The sequence below is a fragment of the Marinobacter litoralis genome (assembly GCF_003336705.1).
GTDB classification, from domain to species: Bacteria; Pseudomonadota; Gammaproteobacteria; order Pseudomonadales; family Oleiphilaceae; genus Marinobacter; species Marinobacter litoralis.
In genome coordinates, this window is record NZ_QMDL01000005.1 from 53,301 (window position 1) to 77,813 (window position 24,513).

Annotated in this window: 22 protein-coding genes; 14 read left to right on the forward strand and 8 right to left on the reverse strand. The window is 53.1% G+C overall.

Features of this window, described 5'->3' with window-relative positions:
- Positions 1 to 207: 207 nt before the first annotated feature.
- A complete protein-coding gene (locus DOQ08_RS15115) occupies positions 208 to 1,224 on the forward strand; it encodes a porin (protein WP_114335820.1) in 1,017 nt (338 codons plus the stop codon).
- Positions 1,225 to 1,316: 92 nt separating this feature from the next.
- Complete coding sequence (locus DOQ08_RS15120) at positions 1,317 to 2,177, forward strand: CYTH domain-containing protein (protein ID WP_114335821.1); 861 nt, start codon at positions 1,317 to 1,319, stop codon at positions 2,175 to 2,177.
- On the opposite strand, the gene mgtE is transcribed toward DOQ08_RS15120, so the two are convergent.
- Both mgtE and DOQ08_RS16165 read right to left on the reverse strand, forming a co-directional pair.
- Positions 2,170 to 3,525, reverse strand: coding sequence for a magnesium transporter (gene mgtE / locus DOQ08_RS15125; RefSeq protein WP_114335822.1), 1,356 nt, complete (start codon positions 3,523 to 3,525; stop codon positions 2,170 to 2,172). The genes DOQ08_RS15120 and mgtE overlap by 8 nt on opposite strands.
- A gap of 11 nt (positions 3,526 to 3,536) precedes the next feature.
- Complete coding sequence (locus DOQ08_RS16165; RefSeq protein ID WP_114335823.1) at positions 3,537 to 4,694, reverse strand: potassium channel family protein; 1,158 nt, start codon at positions 4,692 to 4,694, stop codon at positions 3,537 to 3,539.
- 80 nt (positions 4,695 to 4,774) lie between these two features.
- Between DOQ08_RS16165 and glnE the strand changes: the two genes are divergently transcribed.
- From glnE to DOQ08_RS15145, 3 genes are all read left to right on the forward strand, one after another.
- Entirely contained in the window at positions 4,775 to 7,669 is a 2,895-nt protein-coding gene (glnE, locus tag DOQ08_RS15135) for a bifunctional [glutamate--ammonia ligase]-adenylyl-L-tyrosine phosphorylase/[glutamate--ammonia-ligase] adenylyltransferase (protein WP_114335824.1), read from the forward strand.
- 80 nt (positions 7,670 to 7,749) lie between these two features.
- Positions 7,750 to 8,676, forward strand: coding sequence for a branched-chain amino acid transaminase (locus DOQ08_RS15140; RefSeq protein ID WP_114335825.1), 927 nt, complete (start codon positions 7,750 to 7,752; stop codon positions 8,674 to 8,676).
- Positions 8,677 to 8,763: 87 nt separating this feature from the next.
- Positions 8,764 to 9,171 (forward strand): DUF6165 family protein, encoded by a 408-nt coding sequence (locus DOQ08_RS15145; protein ID WP_114335826.1) that lies wholly within the window; start codon positions 8,764 to 8,766, stop codon positions 9,169 to 9,171.
- 88 nt (positions 9,172 to 9,259) lie between these two features.
- Here the strand turns inward: DOQ08_RS15145 and DOQ08_RS15150 are convergent, their stop codons facing one another.
- Positions 9,260 to 10,315: a glycosyltransferase family 9 protein gene (locus DOQ08_RS15150; protein WP_114335827.1), complete on the reverse strand. Its 1,056-nt coding sequence runs from the start codon at positions 10,313 to 10,315 to the stop codon at positions 9,260 to 9,262.
- A 118-nt stretch (positions 10,316 to 10,433) separates the two neighbouring features.
- Here DOQ08_RS15150 and DOQ08_RS15155 point away from each other — a divergent pair, with 118 nt between their 5' ends.
- From DOQ08_RS15155 to DOQ08_RS15195, 9 genes are all read left to right on the forward strand, one after another.
- Complete coding sequence (locus DOQ08_RS15155) at positions 10,434 to 11,105, forward strand: 3-deoxy-D-manno-octulosonic acid kinase (protein WP_114335828.1); 672 nt, start codon at positions 10,434 to 10,436, stop codon at positions 11,103 to 11,105.
- Between the two features lie 15 nt (positions 11,106 to 11,120).
- Positions 11,121 to 12,473 carry an O-antigen ligase family protein gene (locus tag DOQ08_RS15160; RefSeq protein ID WP_114335829.1) on the forward strand — a complete coding sequence of 451 codons (1,353 nt, stop codon included), beginning with the start codon at positions 11,121 to 11,123 and terminating at the stop codon, positions 12,471 to 12,473.
- Entirely contained in the window at positions 12,460 to 14,061 is a 1,602-nt protein-coding gene (locus DOQ08_RS15165; RefSeq protein ID WP_114335830.1) for an aldolase catalytic domain-containing protein, read from the forward strand. The genes DOQ08_RS15160 and DOQ08_RS15165 overlap by 14 nt, the downstream gene beginning before the upstream one ends.
- Before the next feature lie 7 nt (positions 14,062 to 14,068).
- The gene (locus DOQ08_RS15170) at positions 14,069 to 14,806 is read left to right on the forward strand and encodes a 3-deoxy-manno-octulosonate cytidylyltransferase (RefSeq protein ID WP_114335831.1); all 738 of its coding nucleotides are present in this window, start codon (positions 14,069 to 14,071) and stop codon (positions 14,804 to 14,806) included.
- Positions 14,790 to 15,986, forward strand: a complete 1,197-nt coding sequence (locus tag DOQ08_RS15175) for a phosphotransferase (protein ID WP_133297174.1) — start codon at positions 14,790 to 14,792, stop codon at positions 15,984 to 15,986. The genes DOQ08_RS15170 and DOQ08_RS15175 overlap by 17 nt, the downstream gene beginning before the upstream one ends.
- Before the next feature lie 179 nt (positions 15,987 to 16,165).
- On the forward strand, positions 16,166 to 17,236 hold the full coding sequence (locus DOQ08_RS15180) for a hypothetical protein (protein ID WP_133297175.1): 1,071 nt from the start codon (positions 16,166 to 16,168) through the stop codon (positions 17,234 to 17,236).
- Positions 17,217 to 17,849: a hypothetical protein gene (locus tag DOQ08_RS15185; RefSeq protein ID WP_227537714.1), complete on the forward strand. Its 633-nt coding sequence runs from the start codon at positions 17,217 to 17,219 to the stop codon at positions 17,847 to 17,849. The genes DOQ08_RS15180 and DOQ08_RS15185 overlap by 20 nt, the downstream gene beginning before the upstream one ends.
- 3 nt (positions 17,850 to 17,852) lie before the next feature.
- Positions 17,853 to 18,599 carry a BUD32 family EKC/KEOPS complex subunit gene (locus DOQ08_RS15190; protein WP_133297176.1) on the forward strand — a complete coding sequence of 249 codons (747 nt, stop codon included), beginning with the start codon at positions 17,853 to 17,855 and terminating at the stop codon, positions 18,597 to 18,599.
- Between the two features lie 54 nt (positions 18,600 to 18,653).
- Positions 18,654 to 19,316 carry an HAD family hydrolase gene (locus DOQ08_RS15195; protein WP_114335835.1) on the forward strand — a complete coding sequence of 221 codons (663 nt, stop codon included), beginning with the start codon at positions 18,654 to 18,656 and terminating at the stop codon, positions 19,314 to 19,316.
- On the opposite strand, the gene DOQ08_RS15200 is transcribed toward DOQ08_RS15195, so the two are convergent.
- The 5 genes from DOQ08_RS15200 to DOQ08_RS15220 form a co-directional block, all read right to left on the reverse strand.
- On the reverse strand, positions 19,313 to 20,470 hold the full coding sequence (locus DOQ08_RS15200) for a glycosyltransferase (RefSeq protein WP_114335836.1): 1,158 nt from the start codon (positions 20,468 to 20,470) through the stop codon (positions 19,313 to 19,315). The two genes, DOQ08_RS15195 and DOQ08_RS15200, sit on opposite strands and share 4 nt — an antisense overlap.
- On the reverse strand, positions 20,467 to 21,297 hold the full coding sequence (locus tag DOQ08_RS15205) for a glycosyltransferase family 2 protein (RefSeq protein ID WP_114335837.1): 831 nt from the start codon (positions 21,295 to 21,297) through the stop codon (positions 20,467 to 20,469). The genes DOQ08_RS15200 and DOQ08_RS15205 overlap by 4 nt, the downstream gene beginning before the upstream one ends.
- Positions 21,298 to 21,403: 106 nt before the next feature.
- On the reverse strand, positions 21,404 to 22,312 hold the full coding sequence (locus tag DOQ08_RS15210; protein WP_114335838.1) for a lysophospholipid acyltransferase family protein: 909 nt from the start codon (positions 22,310 to 22,312) through the stop codon (positions 21,404 to 21,406).
- Positions 22,309 to 23,730 carry a mannose-1-phosphate guanylyltransferase/mannose-6-phosphate isomerase gene (locus tag DOQ08_RS15215; protein WP_114335839.1) on the reverse strand — a complete coding sequence of 474 codons (1,422 nt, stop codon included), beginning with the start codon at positions 23,728 to 23,730 and terminating at the stop codon, positions 22,309 to 22,311. The genes DOQ08_RS15210 and DOQ08_RS15215 overlap by 4 nt, the downstream gene beginning before the upstream one ends.
- Before the next feature lie 84 nt (positions 23,731 to 23,814).
- Positions 23,815 to 24,486 (reverse strand): YrbL family protein, encoded by a 672-nt coding sequence (locus DOQ08_RS15220; protein ID WP_114335925.1) that lies wholly within the window; start codon positions 24,484 to 24,486, stop codon positions 23,815 to 23,817.
- Positions 24,487 to 24,513 lie beyond the last annotated feature (27 nt).

The following is a 24,513-nucleotide window of genomic DNA, read 5'->3' on the forward strand; positions in this document are numbered from 1 at the left end:
GGGCTTGTTTAGGTTAAAAAATAGCCGCTAAAAATTTGCAAAAATGTAATTGTTGTATTAAAACAGGATCATCACAGGGAACTTTAACAGAGTTCTGTAAGTGACTGAGAATCAAGGCCTGCTGTTCGCCTTGTTGGGATAAAAAGAAAAGATCGGGCCTTAAGACCCGTCGAAGAACCTGAGTTAACTCACAAAGGAAGATGCAACATGAAAAAAACTATTCTTGCTTCTGCTATCGCAGCTGCAACCTTCTCTGGCGCTGCTCTGGCCCAAGAAAGCAACCTGCCGACTGTTTACGGTAACATTCAGTACGCTCTGACCCACGACAACGTTGATGGCGGTAGCAGCGACATCGCTCACAACGACAACGGCTCCACCATTGGTCTGAAGCACGACCACGAAATTGCTCCTGGCGTTACTGGCTTCTTCAAGATTGAGCTTGATGGTATTGACGCAGATGACAAGTCAAAAGGTCGTGGCCGTATCAAGCTGGACGAAGCATACATCGGTGTGAAAAGTGATAGCTTCGGTCAGGTGTGGGTTGGTTCTGATGATTCTCTGTATGAGTCCACCATTGACCGCATCGTTAACTATTACGAAGTTGCCGCGCGCAATATCGGTGGTAGCTACACCACAGGTGAAGGCGACTTGATTCAGTACATGACGCCTTCTTTCGGTGGCTTGAAGCTGGGTGCTGCCGTTCAGATCAATGGTGATGGCGATTCACAGTCTAACGGTAAGAGCTACCCGTACCAGTTGGCCGCTATCTACTCTGTTGATGCTCTGACTCTTGCGTTCGCTATGGATTCTAACGATGGCGACACCGGATACTCAAGCGGCAGCTCCGAAACTGTAGGCGACCCTGCGGTAAACGTTAAGAACAACGAAAACACCTACGGTGTGCGTGTAGCATACGCCGCAGATGCTTTCGGTGCTTCACTTGAGTATCAGACTCGTAAAGATGCGTACGACATTGTTGGTGTTCAGGGCACCTACACTCTGGGCAAAAACGTGTTCGCGCTGTCATACGAGCTGGCAGAAGCTGACGGTGTAAGCGGCGACGACAAGATGGATACTATTGCCCTGCAGGCGCTGCATAACCTGTCAGACAACATGTACGTCTATGTTGAAGGCAACTTGGCCGGCGGTGACGACGGTGTCTACGGTGTGGCTGACAAGAGCGAGGCTTCGACCGTTTCTGTTGGTGCCACCTACTACTTCTGATCAGCTAACCAGCTAATCCAGTAGTATCGAAAACCGGTGACTTAGGTCACCGGTTTTTGTATTTTTAGCCTCCAAGTTTTCAGGAATCCCCTATGGCCACCGAGCTCGAAATCAAACTTACCCTGTCTGAGCAATCCCAGACTGAAGCGTTGGCATGGCTATTGGCCCAACAGGAAGCCTCCGAAGGCCCAAGAAAGGTGTTGATGAACCGCTATTACGACACCCCCAGCGCGGCGCTCAATCGTGCCAGAGCGGCTTTACGGGTGCGTGAGGCTGGCGGCCGGTACATTCAAACCCTGAAAACCCAAGGCGAGTTTGTGGACGGGGCCCATCGGCGGGAAGAGTGGGAATGGGAGATCCCGAGTACCGATCTGGATGTGTCGTTACTCGAACAAACCCCGCTGAACGATCAATTGGATCTGTCCGAGTTGGCGCTGGTATTTGAAACCAACTTCACCCGTCAGATTGTCATGCTGAATACCGCTGGTTCAGTGATCGAGGTGGCGGTCGATTCCGGAGAAATTGCCGGTCGGGGGGCTGCCAGGCCATTGCACGAAGTGGAATTTGAACTGAAGTCCGGTAACTCTGAATCCTTGATGATCTGGGCGGCCGCGCTGGCCCGAGAGGTTCCGGTATTCCTTAATCTGGTGAGTAAAGCGGAACAAGGCTATCACTTGGCGGGTATTCATCAGCCAACTCTAGGCCGCAGCACTGAAGCACTATCGGTAACGGAGTTTCTGCATCAGTTAAGCCTCGCATGGTTGCTAAAAGCGCCTGCACTTTTTTCAGCGGAGTCGTTGTCAGAGGTACAAAGGTTCGCCGATGACGCGGGTTTTTCGGACGTGTGGGGGCAGCTCATGCCTGAACTGGTCCGTGGCTGCTGTGTTGCAGACATGCTCCAGAGCATTCCCCGCATCGGCGAGTTGCAGTTAGCGATCGCCGCCGCTAGCTGATATCGAGTAACGCCGTCGCAATACTGAAGTAAATCAGCACGCCGCTCACGTCCGCAATGGTCGTAATCAGCGGGGTGCTGGCGGTGGCAGGGTCAAACTTCAGTTTGTCGAGCAGGAAGGGCAGTAGCATGCCAATCAAGCTGCCGACCATCACCACGACAATCATGGTCACCGCAACCACAGTGGCTATCTCAGGGCCTGCGCGTAGCAGTCCGACCACCATCACGGCAGCAGCCATGGTCAACCCAAGGCCAGTGGCGACCAAGGTTTCTTTGCCTAGCAAGCGCCCCCAATCTGTGACGGTGACATCGCCCGTGGCCATGCCTCGAACCATCAAGGTGGCTGACTGGGCTCCGGCGTTACCCGCACTGGCAACGAGCAAGGGCATAAAGAACAGCAGGGCGATGTGTTCGGAGATGATTCCTTCAAAGTAAGCAATCCCGGCGCCTGTGAAGATATTGGCGAATACGAGAATGACCAGCCACTGCACTCGAGAACGGTAGAGTGAAAACGGTGAGGCATCTCTTAGAGTGCCTGTGAGTTTTCCCACTGTTGCACCCTTGTGCATGTCTTCTGTTGCTTCCGCTTCGGCGGCATCCATGGCGTCGTCGTAGGTGACAATGCCGACCAATCGGTTGTCGTGATCGACAATAGGGAGAGCCAGTAAATCGTACCGGGAGATGAGTCGAGCTACCTCTTCTTGTGGCGTGTGCGTATTGGCCGTCACCAGGCCGGTTGCGATCAGATCGTTCACCGAAGCACTGGGCGTTGCCGTGATCAGATTTCTCAGGGAAACGGCGCCAAGCAGCGTGTGATCTTCGTCCACCACATAGGCGTGGTAGATGGTTTCTTTGTCAGGCGCTGTTTTACGGAGCAAATCGATGGCTGCGCTTGCGGTCACGCCGGTGTTTATCATGGCGTAATCGGAGCTCATCAGGGCGCCGGCCGTGCCTTCTTCGAAGCTGGCCAAACGCCGAAGGTCTTCTCGCTCTTTGCTGGCAAGAGATTGAAACAGGCTGTGCTGCCTTTGTTCATCCAGCAGTTGGAAGAAGTCGGCTCGTTCATCCGAGGGCATCGCCGTAACCAGCTCGGTCAGGCTTCGAGTCGGAAGTTGTTGGGCAATCAGGGTTTGTGGAGTTGGTCCAATGTACCCGAGCACCTTGCCGCCTTGCTCCTTAGGCAGCGCATTTAGCAGGCGTATACCGGTATCGGCTTCCGGATGCGCTTCGATAAAGTCTGCTAAATCGGCTGCGTTAAACGTGGATGCGGCAATCTGAATCTGGCTGTCGTCGTTCGCGGCGAGCGCCGTAAACAAGGGCCGGAAGAACTCAGTGTCCTGGACTGACATGGATGACCCCGTTATTTCTGTGCGTTATTTGCTGCGCCATCGCCCTGTAGCTCCCGCCATTTCTTGAGGAACTCTCGATAGCGATCCAAAGCCTCTTCCACCACGGCCACCGTCGGTGTGTCGCTGGAGCTTACCAGTACGATCAACCCTTTACCTTCCACTTCTTTGTTGGAGGCAGGGTGGCAGGTCACTTCGTTGTCGTGATCAATGTAGGCCAAAGCGGTTCCTATACCGTGGCGGACAAGGGCGCTGACGATATCGGCCCACGTCAGATCATCCAATTCCAGCTCATAGCGGTGAGGGTGGTCGCGTTCGTAATTGAACATGTCCTCCAGGACTTTTTCGGAGCCAGGGGCGACGACGGCCCGTACCATGATTTCCGGGTAGGTGCGCACGGGGCGGATCACGGTGCGTACACCCAAGGTTTTGAAGCGATCGCGATTGATGTCGCTGACGCATTCGGCGGTGGTGCGGTTGCCCAAGTTGGATTCGGTCAAACGATGGGCGATGTCGAACGTCAGGCTGTCAGAGAAAGCGTCGGTTTCATCTGCGGCGAGCACGATGATGTGCCGGGCATCGCCTGCGTGAACGGCTTTAAGTGCCTCTGGGTCGTTCCCGGAGCCATGAAAGTGCACCATGCCGCAGTCCCTCAGCTCCGCGGGCAAGCCTCCGGGGAACTGCCGGGTCAGAAGAATAATCGGAACGGTATGATATTCCGGAATGGAGCGAATTTGAGAAGCGAAGCGCATGAAATATTGCTCGCCTCCGCTGCGGGGGGTGTTAATGATTACGATGTGGTCTTTCATGTTGTAGATCCAGCGTCCAGTCAGGATTCGTTCGCGGCGGTAAAAACGGTATTCAATATAGTCACTAACGATCAATGTCAGCAGAGTGATTGATGAAATAAACATCAGCAACACCGTGCTGATGCGTCCAACAACGGTTACGGGCGCAAAGTCGCCGTAGCCGACCGTAACCAGGGTCGTCATGGTCAGCCACGCGGATTCGAACAGAGTCAGGGGCTCGAATGTCCAGAGAATCAGAATGTGAGTGCACGTGAGCGCCGCGAGAGCCAAAAAAAGGCGCTTGACCCGCTGGCGAATCAGGCCTCCCATCGGCAGGTGTGACTGAGTGTGCTCCGGATTTAGCGGTCGCTTATTTCTCATCATGAATGTCGGGGCCTGTTCAGTCCTTGGCGAGTTCGTTATACAGTACTTGGAATATATCAGAGAGATAAAGGAGTTGCGTTATGTCCGACCCTTGGAAATCGCTACCGGCAGCGCTTGCTGATGAGGTATCGGCCTGCTGGTCGTCGATATTTCCAGGCGGTGTGCCCGAATGGCTGGCTGTGGTACCCGAGTCGGACATTGCGGAAGCCGTGGCGCGTAGCGTGTTCTTGCGCCAGACCCTCCAGCGCCACCCTGACTGCATGCAGGAAGTATTCGCTACCCGTCCTATGACGGAACCCACCACCGAGGCGTGGCTGGCAGAGCGATGGGCCAGTTATTTGAATGCGGTTGAAGCCGAACCAGATTTGCACAGCGCTTTGCGCCGTTTTCGCCGTGAGGTGCAGTTTCGAATTATCTGGCGTGATTTGATGGGGTGGGCGGATCTCAACGAAACCATGTTGGCGACCAGTGCCTTTGCCGATGTGTGTATTGACGGGGCATTGGATTGGCTCTACAGCAAGGCTTGCGAAGAATTCGGAACGCCGTGGGGCAAAGACCCGGTCACCGGAAAGGACGCTCCTCAGCGTATGGTGGTGCTGGGAATGGGCAAGCTCGGTGGCCGTGAGCTGAATGTGTCCTCGGATATTGACCTTATTTTCGCATTTCCCTCAAACGGTGAAACCCAAGGCGGCCGCCGTGCTCTGGATAACCAACAGTTTTTCATTCGCTTGGGGCAGCGCTTGATTCAGGCGCTGGACCAGATCACCGCCGACGGTTTCGTGTTTCGTGTTGATATGCGTTTGAGGCCGTATGGCCAGAGCGGGGCTTTGGCGCTGAGTTTCGCGGCACTGGAAACCTACTATCAGGACCAGGGCCGTGACTGGGAACGTTATGCCATGGTGAAGGCGCGGGTGGTTGCGGGAGATCAGCGTGCGGGTGCGGTCCTGATCGAGAGCCTGCGACCGTTCGTTTATCGGAAGTACATCGATTTCAGTGCCTTTGAGTCTCTTCGCAATATGAAAGCGATGATCGGCCGGGAAGTGCGGCGCAAGGGGCTGGAAGACAACATCAAGCTGGGCAGCGGGGGAATCCGCGAGATTGAGTTTGTGGTGCAGGCCTTTCAGTTGATTCGCGGGGGCCGTGATCGGGAGCTGCAGCAGCGGGAACTGCTGAACATTCTCAAAGAACTGGAGGAGTTAGAGTTGTTGCCTTCGCCGGTGGTGAAGGAGCTGCGCGAAGCCTATGTGTTCTTGCGGAATATCGAACATGCCCTGCAAGGGGTGGAAGACAAGCAGACCCAAACGCTGCCAGACAACCCTTTGTGCCAGGCTCGAATCGCACGCATCATGGGTTTCGACGACTGGGCAAGTTGTCAGGCTGCGTTAGCGGGTCACCGTGAACGGGTGGCACTGCACTTTGCCAACATTATTGCCACCGAAGATGAGGAGGGTGGCGGCGACACTGCCGTGGATGATGGCTGGTTCGAACTGTGGTTGCAGGAAATGGATGAGCCGGCGGCCATTGAGTGGTTGGCTGAGCAAGGTTATGAGAACCCCGAAGGCAGTTATAAATTGCTGACAGCCTTGCACACTGGCCGCACCGTACAAACCATGCAGACTCAAGGCCGCAAGCGCCTGAATCAGTTCATGCCCCTGTTACTGAGTGCGTTGACCGAAGTAGAAAACGCTTCGGAAACCCTGGAGCGGGTGTTGTTGCTGGTTGAGTCGATCTTGCGCCGGACCGCCTACATGGTCTTGTTGGTGGAAAACCCGAATGCGCTCACCCAACTGGTGGGGCTGTGTAGTGAAAGTCCGTGGATTGCCAAGTTGCTGGCGGACACGCCGCTGCTGCTGGATGAGTTGTTGAACGCCGAGAGTCTTTACAGTCCGCCGGCCAAAGAGGCGTTGCAGGATGACTTGCGCCAACAAATGCTGCGCATCCCGTATGAAGATCTTGAAGAGCAGATGGAGTCTCTTCGACACTTCAAAAAAGCGCACACTCTGCGGGTGGCTGCCTCTGAGCTAAAGGGCACCTTGCCGCTGATGAAGGTAAGCGATTACCTGACCTGGATTGCGGAAGTGGTGCTGGATCACGTAGTGGATGTGGCCTTCTCGAATCTCGTGAGCCGGCATGGCCGCCCGCAGCGCGTTGATGGCACGGCCTGTGATACCGATTTCGCCATTTTGGGTTACGGAAAGCTGGGCGGTATAGAAATGGGGTATACCTCAGACCTGGATTTGGTGTTTGTGCACCAGTCCGACCCACTCTTGACGACCGACGGCGACAAACCGATCGACAATGCCATCTTTTATACCCGCCTTGGCCAGCGGATTGTGCACATTCTGAGCACGCAAACACCGTCTGGCCAGTTGTACGAAGTGGATATGCGACTGAGGCCTTCGGGTAATTCGGGACTGCTGGTCAGCACGCTTCAGTCGTTTGAGAAATACCAGCAGAACGATGCATGGACTTGGGAGCACCAAGCGCTGGCTCGGGCTCGAGGTGTGGCGGGGTGTCGAGACACCTTGGCGGCGTTCGAGCGGGTTCGGCATGACATCTTGTGTGCTCAGCGTGACAAGGTGGCGCTTCGGAAAGAAGTTGTTGATATGCGTGAAAAAATGCGCGCCAACCTCGGTACGGAAGAATCGAAAAGGATCGAAGAATTTCATGTCAAACATGACTTCGGTGGCATTGTCGATATCGAGTTCATGGTGCAGTACCTGATGCTGGCCTGGAGTGGTGAACATCCGGAGCTGACCCAGTGGAGCGATAACATTCGCCAGCTGGAGGAGTTGGGGCGTGCGGGTGTGCTGGATGTTGCAGACACCGAGAAGTTGCGCGATGCCTATATTGTCCTGCGGTCAACGATTCACAGGCGGGCGCTGCAAAATCTGAGCAGTCGGGTTGAAGGGGAGCGATTTGTGAATGAACGCGATTATATCGAGGGGATGTGGAAAAAAGTCATGGTTAATTAGTAAGCTAAATTTATTTCTGGCCGGTATTCCTGCTAGAATGCGAGTTCCCCGAAAATCGCTTTTTTAGGAGCAGAAAAGAAATGTCGATGGCTGATCGCGATGGCGTTATCTGGCTGGATGGTGAAATGGTTCCTTGGCGTGATGCCAAAACCCACGTCCTTACCCATACCTTGCACTACGGCCTCGGCTGTTTTGAAGGGGTACGAGCCTACAATACCGCCAATGGCCCGGCGATTTTCCGCCTGAAAGAGCACACCGACCGCTTGTTCCGCTCGGCTCACATCCTGAACATGAAGATGCCGTTCAGCAAAGATGAGATCAACGAAGCCCAGCGTGCCGCCGTTCGCGAAAACAATCTGGACGAAGCTTACCTGCGCCCTATGGTGTTTTTGGGCTCTGAAGGCATGGGTCTTCGTGCTGATAATTTGCAAGTGCATGTGATGGTTGCCGCCTGGAGCTGGCCGTCGTACATGTCGCCTGAGGCCAAAGAAGTGGGCATCAAGGTGCGTACCTCTTCTTACACTCGCCACCACGTTAACATCACTATGTGTAAGGCGAAGGCTAACGGTAACTACATCAACTCCATGCTGGCGTTGAACGAAGCTATCTCTGGCGGTGCTGAAGAGGCCCTGTTGCTGGATAACGAAGGATATGTCGCGGAAGGTTCCGGCGAGAACATCTTCATCGTTCGTGACGGGGTGCTGCACACTCCTGAGCTGACGTCGTGCCTGGAAGGTATCACCCGCGCCACCATCATCGATTTCGCCAAAGAGCTTGGCTTACAGGTGAAAGAGCGCCGGATCACTCGTGACGAAGTGTACGTTGCAGAAGAGGCCTTCTTTACCGGAACGGCTGCTGAGGTTCTGCCGATTCGTGAGCTGGATGGACGTGCCATTGGCGCAGGCAAGCGCGGCCCGATCACTGAAAAGCTCCAGAGCATGTATTTTGATGCGGTTAAGGGTAAGCTGGCTCAGCATTCTGAGTGGCTGACTCACGTTAAAGGTTAAGACAGTTAGCTGTTCCAAGGTGGCCGCCGGTGCTTTCAGCCCCGGCGGCTTCGCTATATTGAATTCACGGAAAAACAGGGCAAGACAATGGCAGACGTAATCAAGGTACCGGTTTCTTTCGGTGAAGTGTTGGATAAGATCACGATTCTTGAAATCAAATCCGAGCGCATTAAAGACGAAGCAAAGCTCAAGAATGTGCGTTTGGAGCTTGATGAGCTGAGCGCAACTTGGGACGAGGCCGTAAAAGACAAGGCTGCCGAGATTGCGGATTTGCGCAAGCAGCTTAAAGCGGTTAACGAAGAGCTTTGGGTGATTGAAGACGATATCCGTGACGAAGAAGCGGACCAGAACTTCGGCCCGCGTTTCATTGAGTTGGCCCGTGCGGTCTATGTCACCAACGACAAGCGTGCAGCCATCAAGAAAGAAGTGAACCTGGCGCTGGGTTCGCGCTTTGTGGAAGAGAAATCTTATCAGGATTACACCGCCCGTAAGTAAAGCGGCTAGACATACCACTCGCTGAAGCTGCTTAAAGGCCCATCAATCTGGCCGAGTTTAGCGGCTTCAGCGATTCTGTTCTGGGTGATCAGTTGTTTTCGGCCATCCAGCGGTCCAGCATTTCAGTAGCGTCCTTGACGGACACCATCTCCATCGCCCCCTCGAATTCTGCCTTGGCGCCCCAGCGCGCTTCCTCCACGGATTTACCTGTGAACTTTTGCAGTGCTTCCGGGTAGCGGTTTACGCACCATTTCAGAGAATTGTAGGGCCCTGAACGATTGGGGTTGCTGGCGGCGAAAACGCCCAAGACATCGGTATTCACCGAGCTGGCAATGTGAGCGGGGCCGGTATCCGGTGCAACTACAAGATCGGCCTCAGTCATTAAAGCTGTGAGCTGCTTCAGAGTGTCTTTGCCGCAAATATTGTGCGCCTTGTGCTTCATGGCACCTTCGATGGCGGTGCAGTACTCTGCTTCAAAAGGTGCCGGACTGCCCACGAGAATGACCTTCATGCCGTAAGCTTCAATGGCATAGTCTGCAAGCTGCGCGTAGCGATCCGCTGGCCAATTCCTCAGCGTGTGACTGGCGCAGGGGCTGATGACTAAGTTCTTGCGGTCTGCTGCCAGGTGGCTGCGCGCAAATTCGTGATCGGCCTCTGACAGTGGAATGTGCCACCGGGGTGGGGCGGCTTTTAGCCCCAATGGCTCCAGAAAGCTCGCCAGACAATCCCTGACGTGCTGCTGTGGCACCGGAACAATACGCTTGTTAATAAACAGACTGTGCAGGTCTTTGCTGCGAGCTTTGTCGTAGCCGACTCTGATCTTGGCCGGAATCAGTGCCGCGGCAAGATTAGCTCTCAACGCCACCTGCATGTGCAGCAAGGCATCAAACTTGCGGCCTTTCATTTGCTGACGCAGGTCCGCATAGCCCTGACGGCCGGCTTTCTTGTCGAAGATGATGAACTCGACACCCGGAAGGTCGCCAATTAGCTTGGCTTCGATTTTGCCAATGACCCAGGTAATTTGGACGCCGGGAAGCTGCTCTTGCAGGCTCAGAACAACCGGGATGACGTGAGTGACGTCGCCGATGGCGGATAGGCGGAGGATACAGATGGATTTCGGCAAGGCGTCCTCGTAACGTTTCATAAAGATTAATGAGTGGAGCCCTGAGTCACGCTCCTGCTAAACTGCGCCTATTCTAACCCACTGTTGGTGCGGGGTCTGCCATTCACATTTCCACAAATGTTGGCTATCAGGTTTATTGATGCTTATTGTTAACCCTTCATACTCGGGAGTGTCTGAAAGGATGCTTTCCCCATCGTATTGGAACGATCGTGCTGAACCGGTTTCCGTTGGAGGGCGGGGTGGCGCTTGGTTTGTGGATGCGGATCAGGGGGGAATGGTTCTTCGGATGTATCGCCGCGGAGGTGTGGCTGCCCGGCTTTCGGAATCCCGATACCTCTTTACGGGCTGGCACCGGACTCGTTCCTATCGGGAGTTTCAGGTTCTAAGCCAGCTCTACCAGATAGGTTTGCCTGTGCCAGAGCCTGTTGCTGCTTCGGCTTGTCAGTCTGGTTTGTTTTATCAGGCCGCGATTCTTATTCGCCGGATACCAGATGCGGTACCGTTGCCGGAAGCGTGCGAGCTTAGTAAGGAGGCTATTTGGTGGGAGGTGGGCAGAACGATACGGCGTTTTCACGATGCAGGCCTAGACCATGTTGACTTGAACTGCGACAACATTCTGGTCGCGAATGGTCTCGTGTATGTAATCGATTTTGATAGGTGCCTATTCCGCAAGCCCGGTGTGGAAAAACGTTGGACCAAACGGAATCTATCCCGATTGTACAGATCCATCGAGAAGCGAATAGACACCGTCGATATTACGAAGCCCTGGCAATCGTTGTTGGCAGGCTATAGTAAGGTTGCCCAGTCTTAAACGGAGTGTTGTGGTGTGGTTGATCGAGTAGTTCCCGCTGAAACTCAAAGCGAGTTTACAGACCGTTTTCCTCGCTGGTCATTCGTATCCTTATCTGTGTTGTCGGTGCTTTTTACTGTTTTGCCTCTTGTTGAGGTTCGCCTGCCAAATGCAGTGGAAGTCTTGTTTGCTTTGCTGGGGTTGTATGCGTTTTTCCGTTTTGCTCGAGGCGTCCGTTGGAGTGCTCCGGTTAGGTTGATGGTTGCAGCTGTGATTGTCCTTAACCTCAGTTGGGGCTTTATGCTGATTGACCATCCCGGTTTGGCTCGCTCCGGTCCATCGCTAGAAGACTTCCTTGATAAGTTCATGTTTTTGTTCATTGCTTGCGTCTTAGTAGGATCAGAGAAAAAGGTTATCGGTTATTTAGCCATTTTTGGCGTGAGTATCGCCTTGATGCCGTGGCTGTCAGGAAACGGATTTTCCGAAATCGCAAGCGGGTTAGATGGAGCAAGAGCTAGTTTTGGCATTAACCCGATTCGTACGGGGTTGCTTTTTGGCGGTGTGTGCATAGGCTTGCTGTGCTTTTGGCAGCGAATTTTTCTCAAGCCATCGTTTTCGGTTTGGCGCTTCGTGGTTTGGTCAATTCTGTTGTGCTTTTGTGCGACTATGCTACTTATCACTCAATCCCGTACGGCTATGGTCGCGATTATTCCCGGGTTGCTGACGTCGGTGGTCCTGGGGGCCGTGTTGTCGACGTTTTCTTTTAGAACCAAAGCAATCTCAGCGGCTGCGGGCTGTGTTTTCTTGGTGATCGTTGTTGCTGGTAGCGTTTTTACGGGACTTGCGGAGGTGGTTGAGCAGCGATTCAACAAGGAGTCCGTCGTTGTTGAACGAATTATTGAGGGCGATTTTGAGAGCGTTCCAACGACCAGTTGGGGACTACGTGTCCACTTTGTTGTGGAGGCGGGGCGGGGGATTCTTGAGCGTCCGCTTACCGGCTGGGGGTACCGGGCCGGCGAAATCGTTTTGAATCAAGACGGTCTTCGTCAAGCCGACGGAGGAGTGTTCAGTCAAGTTCATAACAGCTATTTAGAGGCAGCCCTACGTTACGGAGTTGGGGGGGCGCTGATTGTTTTGCTGCTATTCGCTTGGGCGACACTAGAGACAGTGCGTTGCTGGAAGCAAGGGCTAATGTCTTTTGACGTTTTTGTGTTTTTGATGTCTGCTACTGCGTACTTTATGGTTGCGAACCTGTTCGATGGACTGCTGTTTCAAACTGAAGGCGTGTTGATGTTCAACGTGCTTATGGGGGTTGCAGCGTCATTTATATTTCAGAGGCGATGGCAAGCTTCTCTTGACGGTGTAGGGGATGTGAATGCACGTAGTTAAACTCGACTGCACGCTGAGAGACGGCGGTTATTACAATAGTTGGAATTTTAGCGCCGACCTCGCGCAGAGATACCTCGATGCGATGTCGGAGGTGGGCGTGAGCGTAGTTGAAATAGGTTTGCGCTCGTTAGAAAACGATGGGTTTAAAGGTGCGTTCGCTTTTTCACATGACGAGTACTTGCAGAATCTAAATGTTCCATCCGGTCTTGATATTGGCGTTATGGTTAACGCCAGTGAGCTGGTTGGGGGTGATATAAATGATCGTCTGAAAGCTTTGTTTCCTCGGCCATCAGGCCAGTCTCCTGTGTCATTGGTTCGTATCGCTTGCCATGTCCATGAGTTTTCTGAAGCCTTGAGCGCCACCTCGTGGCTCAAAGAACAGGGTTACCGTGTCGGTTTCAACCTAATGCAGGTGGCTGACCGATCAGAAACCGAAATCGTGGAATTGGCTCGCGAAGCACAGCAATGGAATCCTGATGTTCTTTATTTTGCCGACAGCATGGGTGGAATGACACCGGATCAGACAGCCACCATTATTGGCTGGATACGCCAAGGTTGGCAGGGGGCGCTAGGCATTCACACCCACGATAACCTCGGCTTAGCGCTTCAGAACACATTAACCGCGCTCGACAAAGGGGTGACCTGGATTGATTCCACGGTGACCGGTATGGGGCGAGGGCCAGGCAACGCGAGAACCGAAGAAGTTGTCATAGAGTTAATGGATAAAACCGAGCATCGGGTTAACCTGATTCCGTTAATGAGCCTGATTCGGACAGATTTTAAACCAATGCAGCAGCATTTTGGCTGGGGAACAAATCCGTATTATTTCCTAGCCGGCAAGTATGGTATCCATCCGTCGTTTGTGCAGGAAATGTTGGCTGATTCGCGGTATGTGGAGGCGGATCTTCTGGCGGTTATTGAGCACCTTCGACGAGAGGGTGGAAAAAAGTTCAGTCGAGATGCGTTGCACTCAGCACGACACCGTTTACGCAGTGAGTCTAAGGGGGCTTGGGCACCTGCGGAGATGTTGAAGGGGCGGGATATTCTGCTGCTGGGCTCTGGTCCGGGAGTTCGGGAGCACCGGGAGGCTCTAGAGCAATACATCCGTAAAAATGCGCCGGTTGTTATGGCGCTAAATACCCAAACATCTATTGATTCGTCTCTTATTGATGTACGAGTTGCATGTCATCCAGTTCGGCTGTTAGCCGATTGTGCTGAGCATTCGTCTTTGCCCCAGCCGCTGATTACGCCGGTTGGAGTGTTGCCAGAGGATGTTCGCTCTAGGTTGTCAAAGAAAAAACTACTGGACTTCGGTATGCAGGTCGAGCATGGCAGGTTTGAATTTGACGATACCCATTGCGTTCTACCAGTATCACTAGTAATTGCTTATGCCCTGGCAGTAGCCACCAGCGGTCAAGCGGAGCGGGTTATGATGGCAGGATTCGATGGGTTCGGAGCGGATGATCCGCGAACGGTAGAAATGCATGCTTTGCTGGCGGGGTATCAGCAGCATTCTGCAGCCCTGCCGCTGCTAGCGGTGACGCCAACTCGTTACTCAGTGCCTGTCCAATCCATTTACGGGATGTGAGATATTAATGAAAAGTGTTGTGGTTATTCCTGCTCGTTATGGTTCCAGTCGTTACCCTGGTAAACCCCTTGTGGAGCTTCTCGGAAAGCCCATGATACTTTGGGTCGCGGAGCTTGCAGCACAAGCGGTTAGTCCGGAAAACGTATACGTCGCCACAGAAGATGAGAGCATCGCAGCTGTAGTTTCGGATGCAGGGTACAACGCTGTTATGACAAGTGATTCTGCACTAACTGGAACCGATAGGCTGGCAGAAGCCGCCTCCCAAATTAGCGCAGATATATTCGTTAATGTTCAGGGGGACGAGCCGCTGGTTGACCCCAAAGACATTGTTCGAATTATTGATTTCAAAAAAGCGCATATGAACAAGGTTATTAATGGCTTTAGTGTGCTGTCAGAGGGTGAAGATCCAGCAAACGTTAATATCCCGAAGGTGATCGCTACAGAAACTGGGCGCATGGTTTACATGTCTCGTAACCCTTTGCCTGGCTTCAAAGATGCAACTAATAAACCCGGAAATTATTACAAGCAAGTTTGTATTTACGCGTTTACTGGGGACGAGCTCGCACAGTTCGCGAACTATGGACGTAAGAGTGACCTAGAGCGTTGTGAGGACATAGAAATACTGAGGTTTCTTGAGTTGGGCAAGGACATCCAGATGGTTGAAACGCAACCCGGTAGCTTAGCGGTGGATGTTCCTGAAGATGTAGCGCCGGTAGAGGCGGCCTTGCGTGCCCGAATTGGATAGTTTGATGTCTCCCGTGACTGATTTTGGTGTGGCGCCGCGCCCTGACTTTACACTTCCGAAGGCGCAACGGCACCGGTTGAAGCGCGTGAGGGCGCTTATGCTCGTAACGGATAAGTTTCGGTTTCCGTTCCGTCAGGCGTTGGCTGATAAGTTGTGGAAAGATTCAAAGCACTTCTACCGGCTAGCGGGAACAACCGCTCCGTGGGATGCAGCCCCCAGAGCAATGGCTACGTGCCGATCGTGGGAGGAGCTCAAGTACTGGAGCTATATCGTTTCCTGTTACGAGCAGCACCGAATATATGAGCAGATGGTGTCGGATTTTGGTTCTGTTGAAGCTCTTAGTGCATCAGGAATAGCCGCAAAAGTTAAATTTGTTGGTAGTGGCAGCGGCGGTTCCACGCTGAACTCATATCGATCCATTGTTTTAGCTGACCCGTCGAAGCCAAACTCGTGGTTGTTCGAAAAAGTATACCGTTGCCAAGGTTACGACGACCTAGAGAGGGTGCTTGCAGTATCCCGCCATCTTGGCGACAGACTTTGCACGGGCGACATCTTTATGCCCCGGTTGCTTGATGTCCGGAAGGGTGGGGAGCTCGCTATCGTATATAGCGCTTTTACGCCGAGCGCTCGCGTGTCTGCGAGGCAGGCCGTTGCCCGAGGTGCTGATGTTGTTAAGGAGTTGATGGCTTTACCTACTGATAGCTTGGTCTCTGAACCTGTTTTGAGAAAGCCGCATTCAAACTATTTACTGGCGTTGGCGAAAACGCGCGATTGGATTGCAGGCAGACGTCCGGAGGTTTTAACTGAGTTTGATGCGCTTTCTCGCAAGATCAACGATAGTTATCCGCGATATCTGGCTCATGGGGACTTGCATCGCAAGAATATTCTCGCGTCGGGTGCCGTGCTCGACTGGGATTCTTGCGGGTTTTACCCGATAGGGTATGACCCAGGACTGATTATAGCGAGAGGTCTGAAGGCTGATTCTGTTGAGGAGTTGGAGCACTCGCTGGTTAAGTATTTTGGGACCATGAATGCTGGCACAGATGCTCGGTTAATGGTGTCGGGGGGGCTGTACTTCGCTCTAGTTTTCGGTGCGGGCAAGAAATCAGCTTTGAGTGAGCCAGTGTTGGAGTCACTGCTAGCTAAAATTGTGCCGAATTCGGAGGTTGAGGGCCATTGATTAGTCGATTGCTTTACCATAAGAAACGCCAGCAACGGTGGTGGCGATACTTGCAGTTCCGAGGGGCTTACCAGGCGGCGCAACAAGCACGTGACCCTGCGAGCAGGCTTTGCGCCTGTTTCCGGAAGCTGGGGTATGGCGAGCCAACTTCTGAACTCAAAGATGTATGGGCTCAATGGGTGGCCCTAGGTTCTTTGGTTGCCCCCAAACTGGAGACTTCTACGGTAACCGCATTGGAGAGCCAAATTGTATCCTTGGACGGGAAGCAGTTACCGGTACTGGCTTGGCTCGATCTATATCGGTTGGCCATTGGTGTTGGTGTCTATGGCCCCGCTAATGCCCTCCGAAACAAGGCGATAACCCGCGCAGCCTCGGTGGTTGGAAGCGCCTCAAAGGGTAATCTTACGGCACAAGAAGTTGCGCTTGGCTTTTACTGCAATCTCGAATTAGGTCGTTTTGGTGAAGCCGATATACTGCTGCGGGACATGGCGACGGGAGGTTTGCCTGCAGAGAAAGTTGGTCACGCCCGGTGGTTTTTGTCTCTTTACAAGGGCGACCTTGCGACCTCTGAAGCCGGCTCGTTGGACGAGGATTTTGGAAGTTATCTCCGAGGGCAACGCGTTGCGATTGTCGGGCCAGTCAAAAGCCATGCTTCCCAAGGTACAGAAATTGATGCCCACGATCGCGTAGTGAAGTTTAGCTATCAAGGGGGAGAAAAAGGCCGGGATGCACTGACCCAAGGTCAGCGAATTGATGTCAGCTATTACAACAACACCCAGTCGCAACGTCTTTCTGAATCGGGTTACTCGAAAGTATTGGAGCAGCTAAGTTGGATAGTGTGTATCAACCGGAAGGGACGGTCTCGCTTCCCCTCCCACGAACAGAAGATTCGCCAGATCTACTCATTACAGTGGCTGCTTCCTGATACGCACTTTAATGCGGGACCGAATGCCTTTATTGATCTTCTGCGGTGTCAGCCTGCGGGAATTAAAGTATTTAACACAGATCTGATGCTGTCGGCAGGTCGTTATGCGGGGTATCGAAAGCCCGGGGCGAAGGACATCGATTATACTCGGTCGTTTATCAAGACTCACGATCCGATTCTTCAGTATGTAACAATCCACCGCCTGTGGGAGCTTGGCTATCTCGAGGGGGATGCCCGTTTCGAAGAGGTCATGGAGCTAGGCTTGAAAGGATATCTCTCGCAGTTGCAGAGAGTGCACGGAGCTCATGACCAAGCACTTTTATAGAGCCGTTTTACGTGATGGCTACAATCAACTGAGATATGGGCGCTGCGCTCCCAAATATGCTGAAAAAGTGTATGTTCGTGCGCGTGATTGTAGGGCTTATCTTCGGTCTTCAATGGTCGAGAGTTTCTTTTCTGTTCGGGTCAGGCAGGGCTCGGGCTTGGTGGTTAATGCATGGCCTGAAGCTGAACTAATCCCCGTGGACGAACACCCCAAGGTGGGTTATTGCAAGCAGCATTGGCTTGGCGGTAGTACGTGGCACCAGTCAGGCGCATACGATTACCTGATGGCACGAATTGAGGCCTCCGATTCAGGTAGTTTCGACGAATGTAGGAATTTGGCTGATGTGAAGCGCCGTTATCAAAATTTGGATGCATTATTCTTAACCCTGCAATCCGAGGGAGGGTTTAAATCGCAAAAGGAGATCCATCCTGATAATTTTCGGGAAGTTGGGGGGATTCAGTTTCACTTCGGCCCTGATGGCGTTCCCGTTTTTAGTGGTGCTGGGGCTCATCGATTCGCTATTGCCCAGATTCTGGATTTGGTTATCCCGGCACAGGTTGGAATAGTGCATCAAAGTGCTATTCCACACATGCAAAGATACCGTCGCGGTTAATTTATGGTTGATACTATGTGCTCGGGTGTGCGTGAACTCACTCACCAGGGGTGGAGTCTTAAAAGTCGATTATCAATTGAAGAAAGTCAGGGGCTGCTCGAATCGGTTTTGACAGGAGCGATAGAGCGACAGCATGTGTTTCGTGACAACTGGCGAACTTTGAGTGCCAAGGTGGCTTTTGGTGACCAGGTATTGATTCTGAAAGTCCCTAGAGCCCGAAATAAGCGCCGGTGGGAGCGTTTGTTAACGAGGTTTCGGGGAAGTGACTCTGTACGGCATTTTCGGCAACTGCACTTTATGCGGGAGCTTGGGTTTCAAGCCCCAGAGCCAGTGCTGGCCGGTGAGCTGAAGCAAGGTGGCGCTGTCATTGATTCTTTCGTCCTTTATCGGTTTGTGGAGGGAATCCCTCCTTCGCATGAACACAGCGAAGTGGTTTTAGGTACCCTGCTGGCGCTTCATGACAAAGGATATGTCCGTAATGACCCGCAGCTCGCTAACTTCTTATTAACCGATATGGGTGTCTGCTTCATCGATTTTCGGCTTAAAAAACCGAGATTTTTTCGGCTTTTATCGATGAATCGGGAGGTTGTTCAGTTTTTGAAGAGTTGTTCTGCTCCTGAAAGCATCGTGCCCGAGCATGTCCGGGCTTCTATCTGGTTTCGTATCGCCAAACGATTTGATGCATTTGGGGCCGCTGTGAAGCGGTGGAAGAAAAGCTTGCGTCGCCGGAAACGGTCAGAGCGCGCATAGTGACGGTTGCTGGTGTGTCAGAACGTTTCCTAAACAAGGGGTGGTCATAAAACGATGAAATCTTTGCCGAGCTATAGCACCTGGGTTTTTGACTGCGATGGGGTTCTACTTAACTCGAATGTCGTTAAAACGGAAGCGTTTTATCGATCGGCAGAGCCCTATGGTAGGGACAAGGCAGATGCCTTGGTAGCGTTCCACATAGCCAACGGGGGGGTCTCTCGGTACGTGAAGTTTGAGTATTTTCTGACGGACATTGTGGGGCGTGACAGTGTTGATACCGACGAGCTTCAATTGCTATTGGATGCTTATGCAGGATACGTTCGAAACGGGCTGATGAACTGTGAAGTTGCGGCGGGCCTTGACCAGTTAAAAAAGCTGACGCCAAAATCTTCATGGATGGTGGTGTCAGGAGGGGATCAGGAAGAGTTGCGCTGGGTTTTCGCTGCCCGAGGAATTGATGTCTACTTTGACGGCGGTATTTATGGCAGCCCTCAAACTAAAGACCAAATCTTGGCTTGGGCGGCAGAAACTGAGGTTCTGTCATTCCCCGCTGTGTTTGTAGGAGATAGTCAATATGACTTTGAGGCGGCATCTCGGGCCGACCTTGATTTCATTTTTGTTTCAGCCTGGAGTGAGTCTTCGTTTGACTTTAAAGGCGCTGATTACAGTCTAGACGATATTGGAAGTATCGTAGCCGCCGTCACTGAAGGCAATTAGCTGTCCTGGTTGTGAGCACCTGAAAGAAAACTAACCACGATGACGTCACTCCGAAAGGGGGCGAGCCAATTAGGCTTTACGGGTATCGGTAGTTCCCGAGTTATATTGCTAAGGCTTTGTGCCAAGCCCTCCGGCGATCGCGGTGCTAGGTAACGTTCAAGTTCTCCTCGGAAAACGTCACGAACCCCGCCAAGACTGTCCACTGATACTATCGGCGTCCCACAAGCCAAAGCCTCAGTCAGCACAATGCCCAGCCCTTCGTACTCCGAGGCCAACACAAATAGATCTGCCTGTTTCATCCATGGGTACGGGTTACTGCGCTTTCCAGCAAAGATGACTCGGTCGGATATGCCTAGATCTCTGGCCTTTGCTTCGAGTTCGCTGCGGAGCTCGCCTTCGCCAACTATGACCAGCTTGTGAGCAATGCCTGAGGCTTTATAGGCCTCCAGCAAGAGCGCGTGGCCTTTTTGTGGCACCAAGCGAGCTACATTGAGAATGTACGGTTCGCTGGGGATGTCATCGTCCGGCTCGTTCGCCAGGGCGCGGATTTGTTCAACCGGGCAGGGGTTGGTGATGACTCTCAGGCTTTTAGGCCGAATGTTTCCTTTCCCGAATGCTTCTTGCGCTGACTCCAGAACCCCGGTCGAGACACACGCTAAGTGCCGGTCGTGAAAAACCAGTTTCCATTCCAGCTTCTTTTGCCAGAGTGGGCGGTCGTAATGAATCACGTTTTCGAGCACGTAAACATTGCGCTCGTCTCGGAATGACCAGAAATATTTGAACGTGCCTAACCCGCGAAAAACAATTCGGTCAAAACGCCCGTGTTGCTGTTCCAGTTTTCGAATGTGGTGCTTGAGAAGCCAGCCGCACAGCCAGCCTACCCACATGAAGTGGGATTTCGGAAGAATAACGCCTAGCAGAACGCGTGACAGCAGGAAGACGGGAATCCCGATCACGGATTTCAGCAGTGCTTGCTGTTGATCAAAGTGGTGCAGCTTGACCGCCTCGTGCGACGGTGCCAAGTCATTGGGGCGGTTCCTGCAGGCCAGCAAATGGCTTTCATGGCCCTCTTCCGCGAATGCATCGGCTAGGTTAACGGCGACCCGCTCCATGCCTCCCATTTTGAGACTGTGTATGACGACCAGAGTTCTCATGCTGACGGTTTCTTCTTGATCCCGTTTTCCGCCCAGAAGGTTTTGTTATCCTTCACGGCTTTTCGGATGGCTCTGTTTTTCGCCCAGATCTCGGGTTTGGAATAACCGCGAGCATGATCGAGGTGCAGGCAAACCGTGCTGTAGCGTATCTGCTGTGATTTGTGGCCGTAGTTCCAGAGGCGCTCGCCGAGTTCTCGATCCAAGCCACCGTACTGCATGTCTTCGTTGAACCCGTTAACGGCGATCAAATCCTGAGTCCAGGTGGAGCTGTTCATGCCATTCCAGCTGGCAGCGGCGGGCGTGATGCGGTTCATGAAGTTGCGGAATCCCTTTGAAGGGGAGAGCTTCCACAATTTGTGGTTCTTCGGCTGCCCGTGAGCGACCAGCCAGTCTGGTTTGAAAATGACTCCGGAGCGGATGTCCTCATCGGCAATGGCTTCGGATACCGGCATGGTGAGCTTGATATAACCGCCGGACAAAAAGAGCCCGGGCTTAGCAAGATCGTGGTGGGTCTTCACGAAGTCCGGCTCGGGTATGCAGTCACCATCGGTGAAGATCAGGTAGTCACAGCTTGTCTCTTGAATGGTTTTGTTCAGAATTTGGCATTTTCGAAAGCCATCGTCCTCGTGCCATACGTGGTCGATCGCCAAAATGCCACGCTCTTTAAAGCTATTAATCAGATCGCGAGTTTCATCGGTAGAGCCGTCGTCAGCAATGATGACCCGGAACTTGGTGAAGGTCTGGCATTCATAACCCGTCAGTACTTTGCTCAGCCAGAGGGGAGAGTTGTAGGTGGTGATGACAACACCAATTGACGTTGGGGCCATAAAATTCCAGTGTCCAAATGTTAGCGGGTAAAATAAAGTGGCTAGTATAACGCGGGTTCTGGTCAGATGCCTGTCTGTACTTGCTCAGATATTGGGCAATGACACGTCAGCGGCAGATTTTGTCAGGATAATACGGATTCGGGTTTCCAGGCGGCCGGTGCCGGAGCCTCTTATACTCCCATTGATACTGCTCGGGTGCCATTCGAACAACCTTCTCGACGGATTTGTTCAAGGCCGTTGCCGCGACTACTGGATCTGCGTCACCGTTTCCGGGAGCGGCTTCTTCCACGATAATGCGAAAGCCGTTGCCTTTGGGTAGCCGTTCGGCGAAGGCCACCAGAACGTTTGCGCCCGTTTTTAGCATGAGTTTGTTGACCAGCGTCATCGTTCGCACCTCCATTCCGAAGAAAGGCGCGTAGGCGTTGGTTTTGCCCCGTGGGGATTGATCGGGAAGGATGCCGGCAACGCCTCCTTCTTTGAGAATGCCCATTAGGCGGAGCAGCCCGCGGCGGTCTCCGCGCACCAATTCGGAGCCAACACGGCTTCGAACCCGAATCATATAGTCCTCAAATTCTTTAATATGTGGAGGGCTGTAGAGCGAGGCCATCTTATAGCGGGATGAGAAGAGCAGGCCGATTAGCTCCCAGTTGCCAATGTGGGGGGCGAGCAGAATCAAGCCTTTGCCGGAAGCAAGCGCTTTGTCTACCAGCTCCAGCCCTCTCGTTTCCTTGATCAGCCCCAGGCATTTCTCAACCGGCCACTCCCACATCAGAGGTATTTCTGCGGCGGTCATGCCGGTGTGAGCCATGGAGTCTTTGGACAACTGGCCCTGCTCAGCAGAAGACAGTTCCGGTAAGCAGATGCGAATGTTGGTGTCGGTCGTCTTGCGTGACCTGCCATTCATGGCCCAGCCAAGCAGGCCGAGCCATTTGCCGATAAATTGGGCGGCCCGAAAAGGCAAAAAACTCACGAGCCTTAAAAGGCCCGCGATCAGAAAGTACTTCAGCTTACTCATGACCTTCCGTACCGATCCTCGTAACGCACGATGTCGTCTTCGCCTAGATAGGAGCCGGATTGAACCTCGATCAATTCAAGGTCGATGACTCCCGGGTTTTCCAGTGAGTGAACCTGGCCAACGGGAATGAAGGTAGACTGGTTTTCCGTCACCAAGTAGGTCTTCTCGCCATTGGTTACCTTCGCGGTACCGCTCACGACAATCCAGTGTTCAGCGCGATGATGGTGCATCTGAACAGACAGTTTGGCGCCGGGTTTTACAGTAATGCGTTTGACTTGGTAGCGCTCGCCGCTGTCAATGGAGTCGTAAACGCCCCAAGGCCGGTAAACTTCCCGGTGATTAATGTGCTCGTTTCGGTCGTCATTCTTGAGCCGTTCGACGATTTTTTTAACGTCCTGCACCTTATCTTTGTGGGCGACGAGCAGGGCATCCTTGGTTTCGATAATCACCAGGTCACTCACGCCGACGGTGGCGATTAAGCGGTTTTCGGAACGTGCCAGGGTGCTGGTGGTGTCGTGGGCAATAACATCCCCCATGAAACTGTTGCCGTTGGCGTCTTTCTCGGACACGTCCCACAGGGCAGACCAAGAGCCGATATCGCTCCAGCCAGCGTCAAGCGCTACCACTGCCGCATTTTGGGTTTTCTCCATCACCGCATAATCGATAGAGTCCTCAGGGCACTCTGCGAATACCGCTTCGTTAATGCGTGTGAAGTGCAGGTCTTCGTTGGCATCCTCAACCGCAGCCTGGCAGATCGATAGAATCTCTGGGCGGTGCTTCTCAAGCTCGGTGAGGTACTGGCGAGCGCCAAACATGAACATACCGCTGTTCCAGAGATAGTCACCAGACGCTAAGTAGCTCTCTGCCGTGGCTAAGTCGGGCTTTTCGACAAATCGATCGACGCTATAGCAGCTGTCTTCAAGCTCTTTGCCTTGTTCAATGTAGCCGTAGCCGGTTTCAGGGTGGCTGGGAACAATGCCGAAAGTAACGAGTTTCCCTTGTCGCGCCAGAGGGATCGCTTTTTGGATGCCTTGCTGGAAAGCCGCTACGTCCTGTATCAGGTGGTCCGCAGCCAGTACCAGCATTAGCGGGTCGTCGGCACCATCATCGGTAGCCTTCGCCAGTTGCAGGGCCGCAAGGGCAATGGCGGGTGCGGTATTGCGCCCGCAAGGCTCCAGGATAATCCGCGCATCTTTATAACCCGCCTGCCGCATTTGTTCGGCAGCCAGGAAGCGATGGTCTTCGTTGCAGATCAGAAGCGGATCCGCAGACTCCATGCCGTCCAGCCGGGCAACAGTGAGTTGTAGCATCGACAAATGATCATCCGTCAGCTTTAGGAACTGCTTGGGGTTCAGTTGCCTGGACAGGGGCCAAAGGCGAGAGCCGGTGCCGCCGGCCATGATGACGGGATGAATCATGAGTGCACTCCGCGCGTTTTAATGATGGACGGTTCCGTTAATATTCAAAGTGGACGACATACTAACATGCTGACCTTGTAGGGTTTATCTTAAGCGTTGGAAATCTTCCCAAGACAGGCCTGAATCGCCTTGTTCCCAGTCCAGTCTTTTCCTGAATCGTGCGATCTTCCGTTTAATGTAGCGTGAACTCCAGCCCGGTATGGAATCGAGTGCTTGTGGGATGGTCGGTGCGCCCAGCCCGTCAATCAGAAGCAGGCGAGGGTGGTCGAATCGATCTGAAACGACCAGGTTGTGAGGGAGCAGGTTTCTGGTCAGTATTTTGGTTTGCTGCAGCCAAGAGAGAAACTCGTCGATGCCCTGATTCAGTTCAGCGGTAAGACCCTGCTCTTTAATCAGATGTTCAAGTGTTGGCGCAACGCTGCCGTCAGCGCAGCGTATCAGTTCGCTTTCATTGGCCTCGCCCAACGAGGTGGGAACGCTGCCATAGAACTTGGGCAGATGCGCCCAGACCAACGCGTCGTCGCCTTGCTCAAGGAGCTTTTGGATGGCGCGCTGGTGGTGGGCCCGAATTTCTTGGTCGTTATCGTTGAGCCGTTTTGTGCCAAGGAGTCGCTTCACAGGTGATTGCCGTTCAAAGCGCGCGGTGATGTTTTCAGGGCGAATGACTTTCAAGCACCGAGTGGCGTCCAGTGGGTGCGTGTAGCACTTGCGGTTAGAGCCTTGTGCGAACGGTTGTTGGCCAGTTAAATCGAGCATAGTGTCAGGTTGCGACGGCAAAGTGCG

Excerpts from the sequence above, each read along its gene's own strand:
- DOQ08_RS15155 (WP_114335828.1), top strand. The coding sequence starts at position 10,434 with ATGCTTATTGTTAACCCTTCATACTCGGGAGTGTCTGAAAGGATGCTT.
- glnE (WP_114335824.1), top strand. The coding sequence starts at position 4,775 with ATGTCCGACCCTTGGAAATCGCTACCGGCAGCGCTTGCTGATGAGGTA.
- DOQ08_RS15215 (WP_114335839.1), bottom strand. The coding sequence starts at position 23,730 with ATGATTCATCCCGTCATCATGGCCGGCGGCACCGGCTCTCGCCTTTGG.
- DOQ08_RS15220 (WP_114335925.1), bottom strand. The coding sequence starts at position 24,486 with ATGCTCGATTTAACTGGCCAACAACCGTTCGCACAAGGCTCTAACCGC.
- DOQ08_RS16165 (WP_114335823.1), bottom strand. The coding sequence starts at position 4,694 with ATGATGAGAAATAAGCGACCGCTAAATCCGGAGCACACTCAGTCACAC.
- DOQ08_RS15195 (WP_114335835.1), top strand. The coding sequence starts at position 18,654 with ATGAAATCTTTGCCGAGCTATAGCACCTGGGTTTTTGACTGCGATGGG.
- mgtE (WP_114335822.1), bottom strand. The coding sequence starts at position 3,525 with ATGTCAGTCCAGGACACTGAGTTCTTCCGGCCCTTGTTTACGGCGCTC.
- DOQ08_RS15170 (WP_114335831.1), top strand. The coding sequence starts at position 14,069 with ATGAAAAGTGTTGTGGTTATTCCTGCTCGTTATGGTTCCAGTCGTTAC.
- DOQ08_RS15140 (WP_114335825.1), top strand. The coding sequence starts at position 7,750 with ATGTCGATGGCTGATCGCGATGGCGTTATCTGGCTGGATGGTGAAATG.
- DOQ08_RS15115 (WP_114335820.1), top strand. The coding sequence starts at position 208 with ATGAAAAAAACTATTCTTGCTTCTGCTATCGCAGCTGCAACCTTCTCT.
- DOQ08_RS15210 (WP_114335838.1), bottom strand. The coding sequence starts at position 22,312 with ATGAGTAAGCTGAAGTACTTTCTGATCGCGGGCCTTTTAAGGCTCGTG.
- DOQ08_RS15200 (WP_114335836.1), bottom strand. The coding sequence starts at position 20,470 with ATGAGAACTCTGGTCGTCATACACAGTCTCAAAATGGGAGGCATGGAG.
- DOQ08_RS15150 (WP_114335827.1), bottom strand. The coding sequence starts at position 10,315 with ATGAAACGTTACGAGGACGCCTTGCCGAAATCCATCTGTATCCTCCGC.
- DOQ08_RS15120 (WP_114335821.1), top strand. The coding sequence starts at position 1,317 with ATGGCCACCGAGCTCGAAATCAAACTTACCCTGTCTGAGCAATCCCAG.
- DOQ08_RS15165 (WP_114335830.1), top strand. The coding sequence starts at position 12,460 with ATGCACGTAGTTAAACTCGACTGCACGCTGAGAGACGGCGGTTATTAC.
- DOQ08_RS15185 (WP_227537714.1), top strand. The coding sequence starts at position 17,217 with ATGACCAAGCACTTTTATAGAGCCGTTTTACGTGATGGCTACAATCAA.
- DOQ08_RS15145 (WP_114335826.1), top strand. The coding sequence starts at position 8,764 with ATGGCAGACGTAATCAAGGTACCGGTTTCTTTCGGTGAAGTGTTGGAT.
- DOQ08_RS15190 (WP_133297176.1), top strand. The coding sequence starts at position 17,853 with ATGGTTGATACTATGTGCTCGGGTGTGCGTGAACTCACTCACCAGGGG.
- DOQ08_RS15205 (WP_114335837.1), bottom strand. The coding sequence starts at position 21,297 with ATGGCCCCAACGTCAATTGGTGTTGTCATCACCACCTACAACTCTCCC.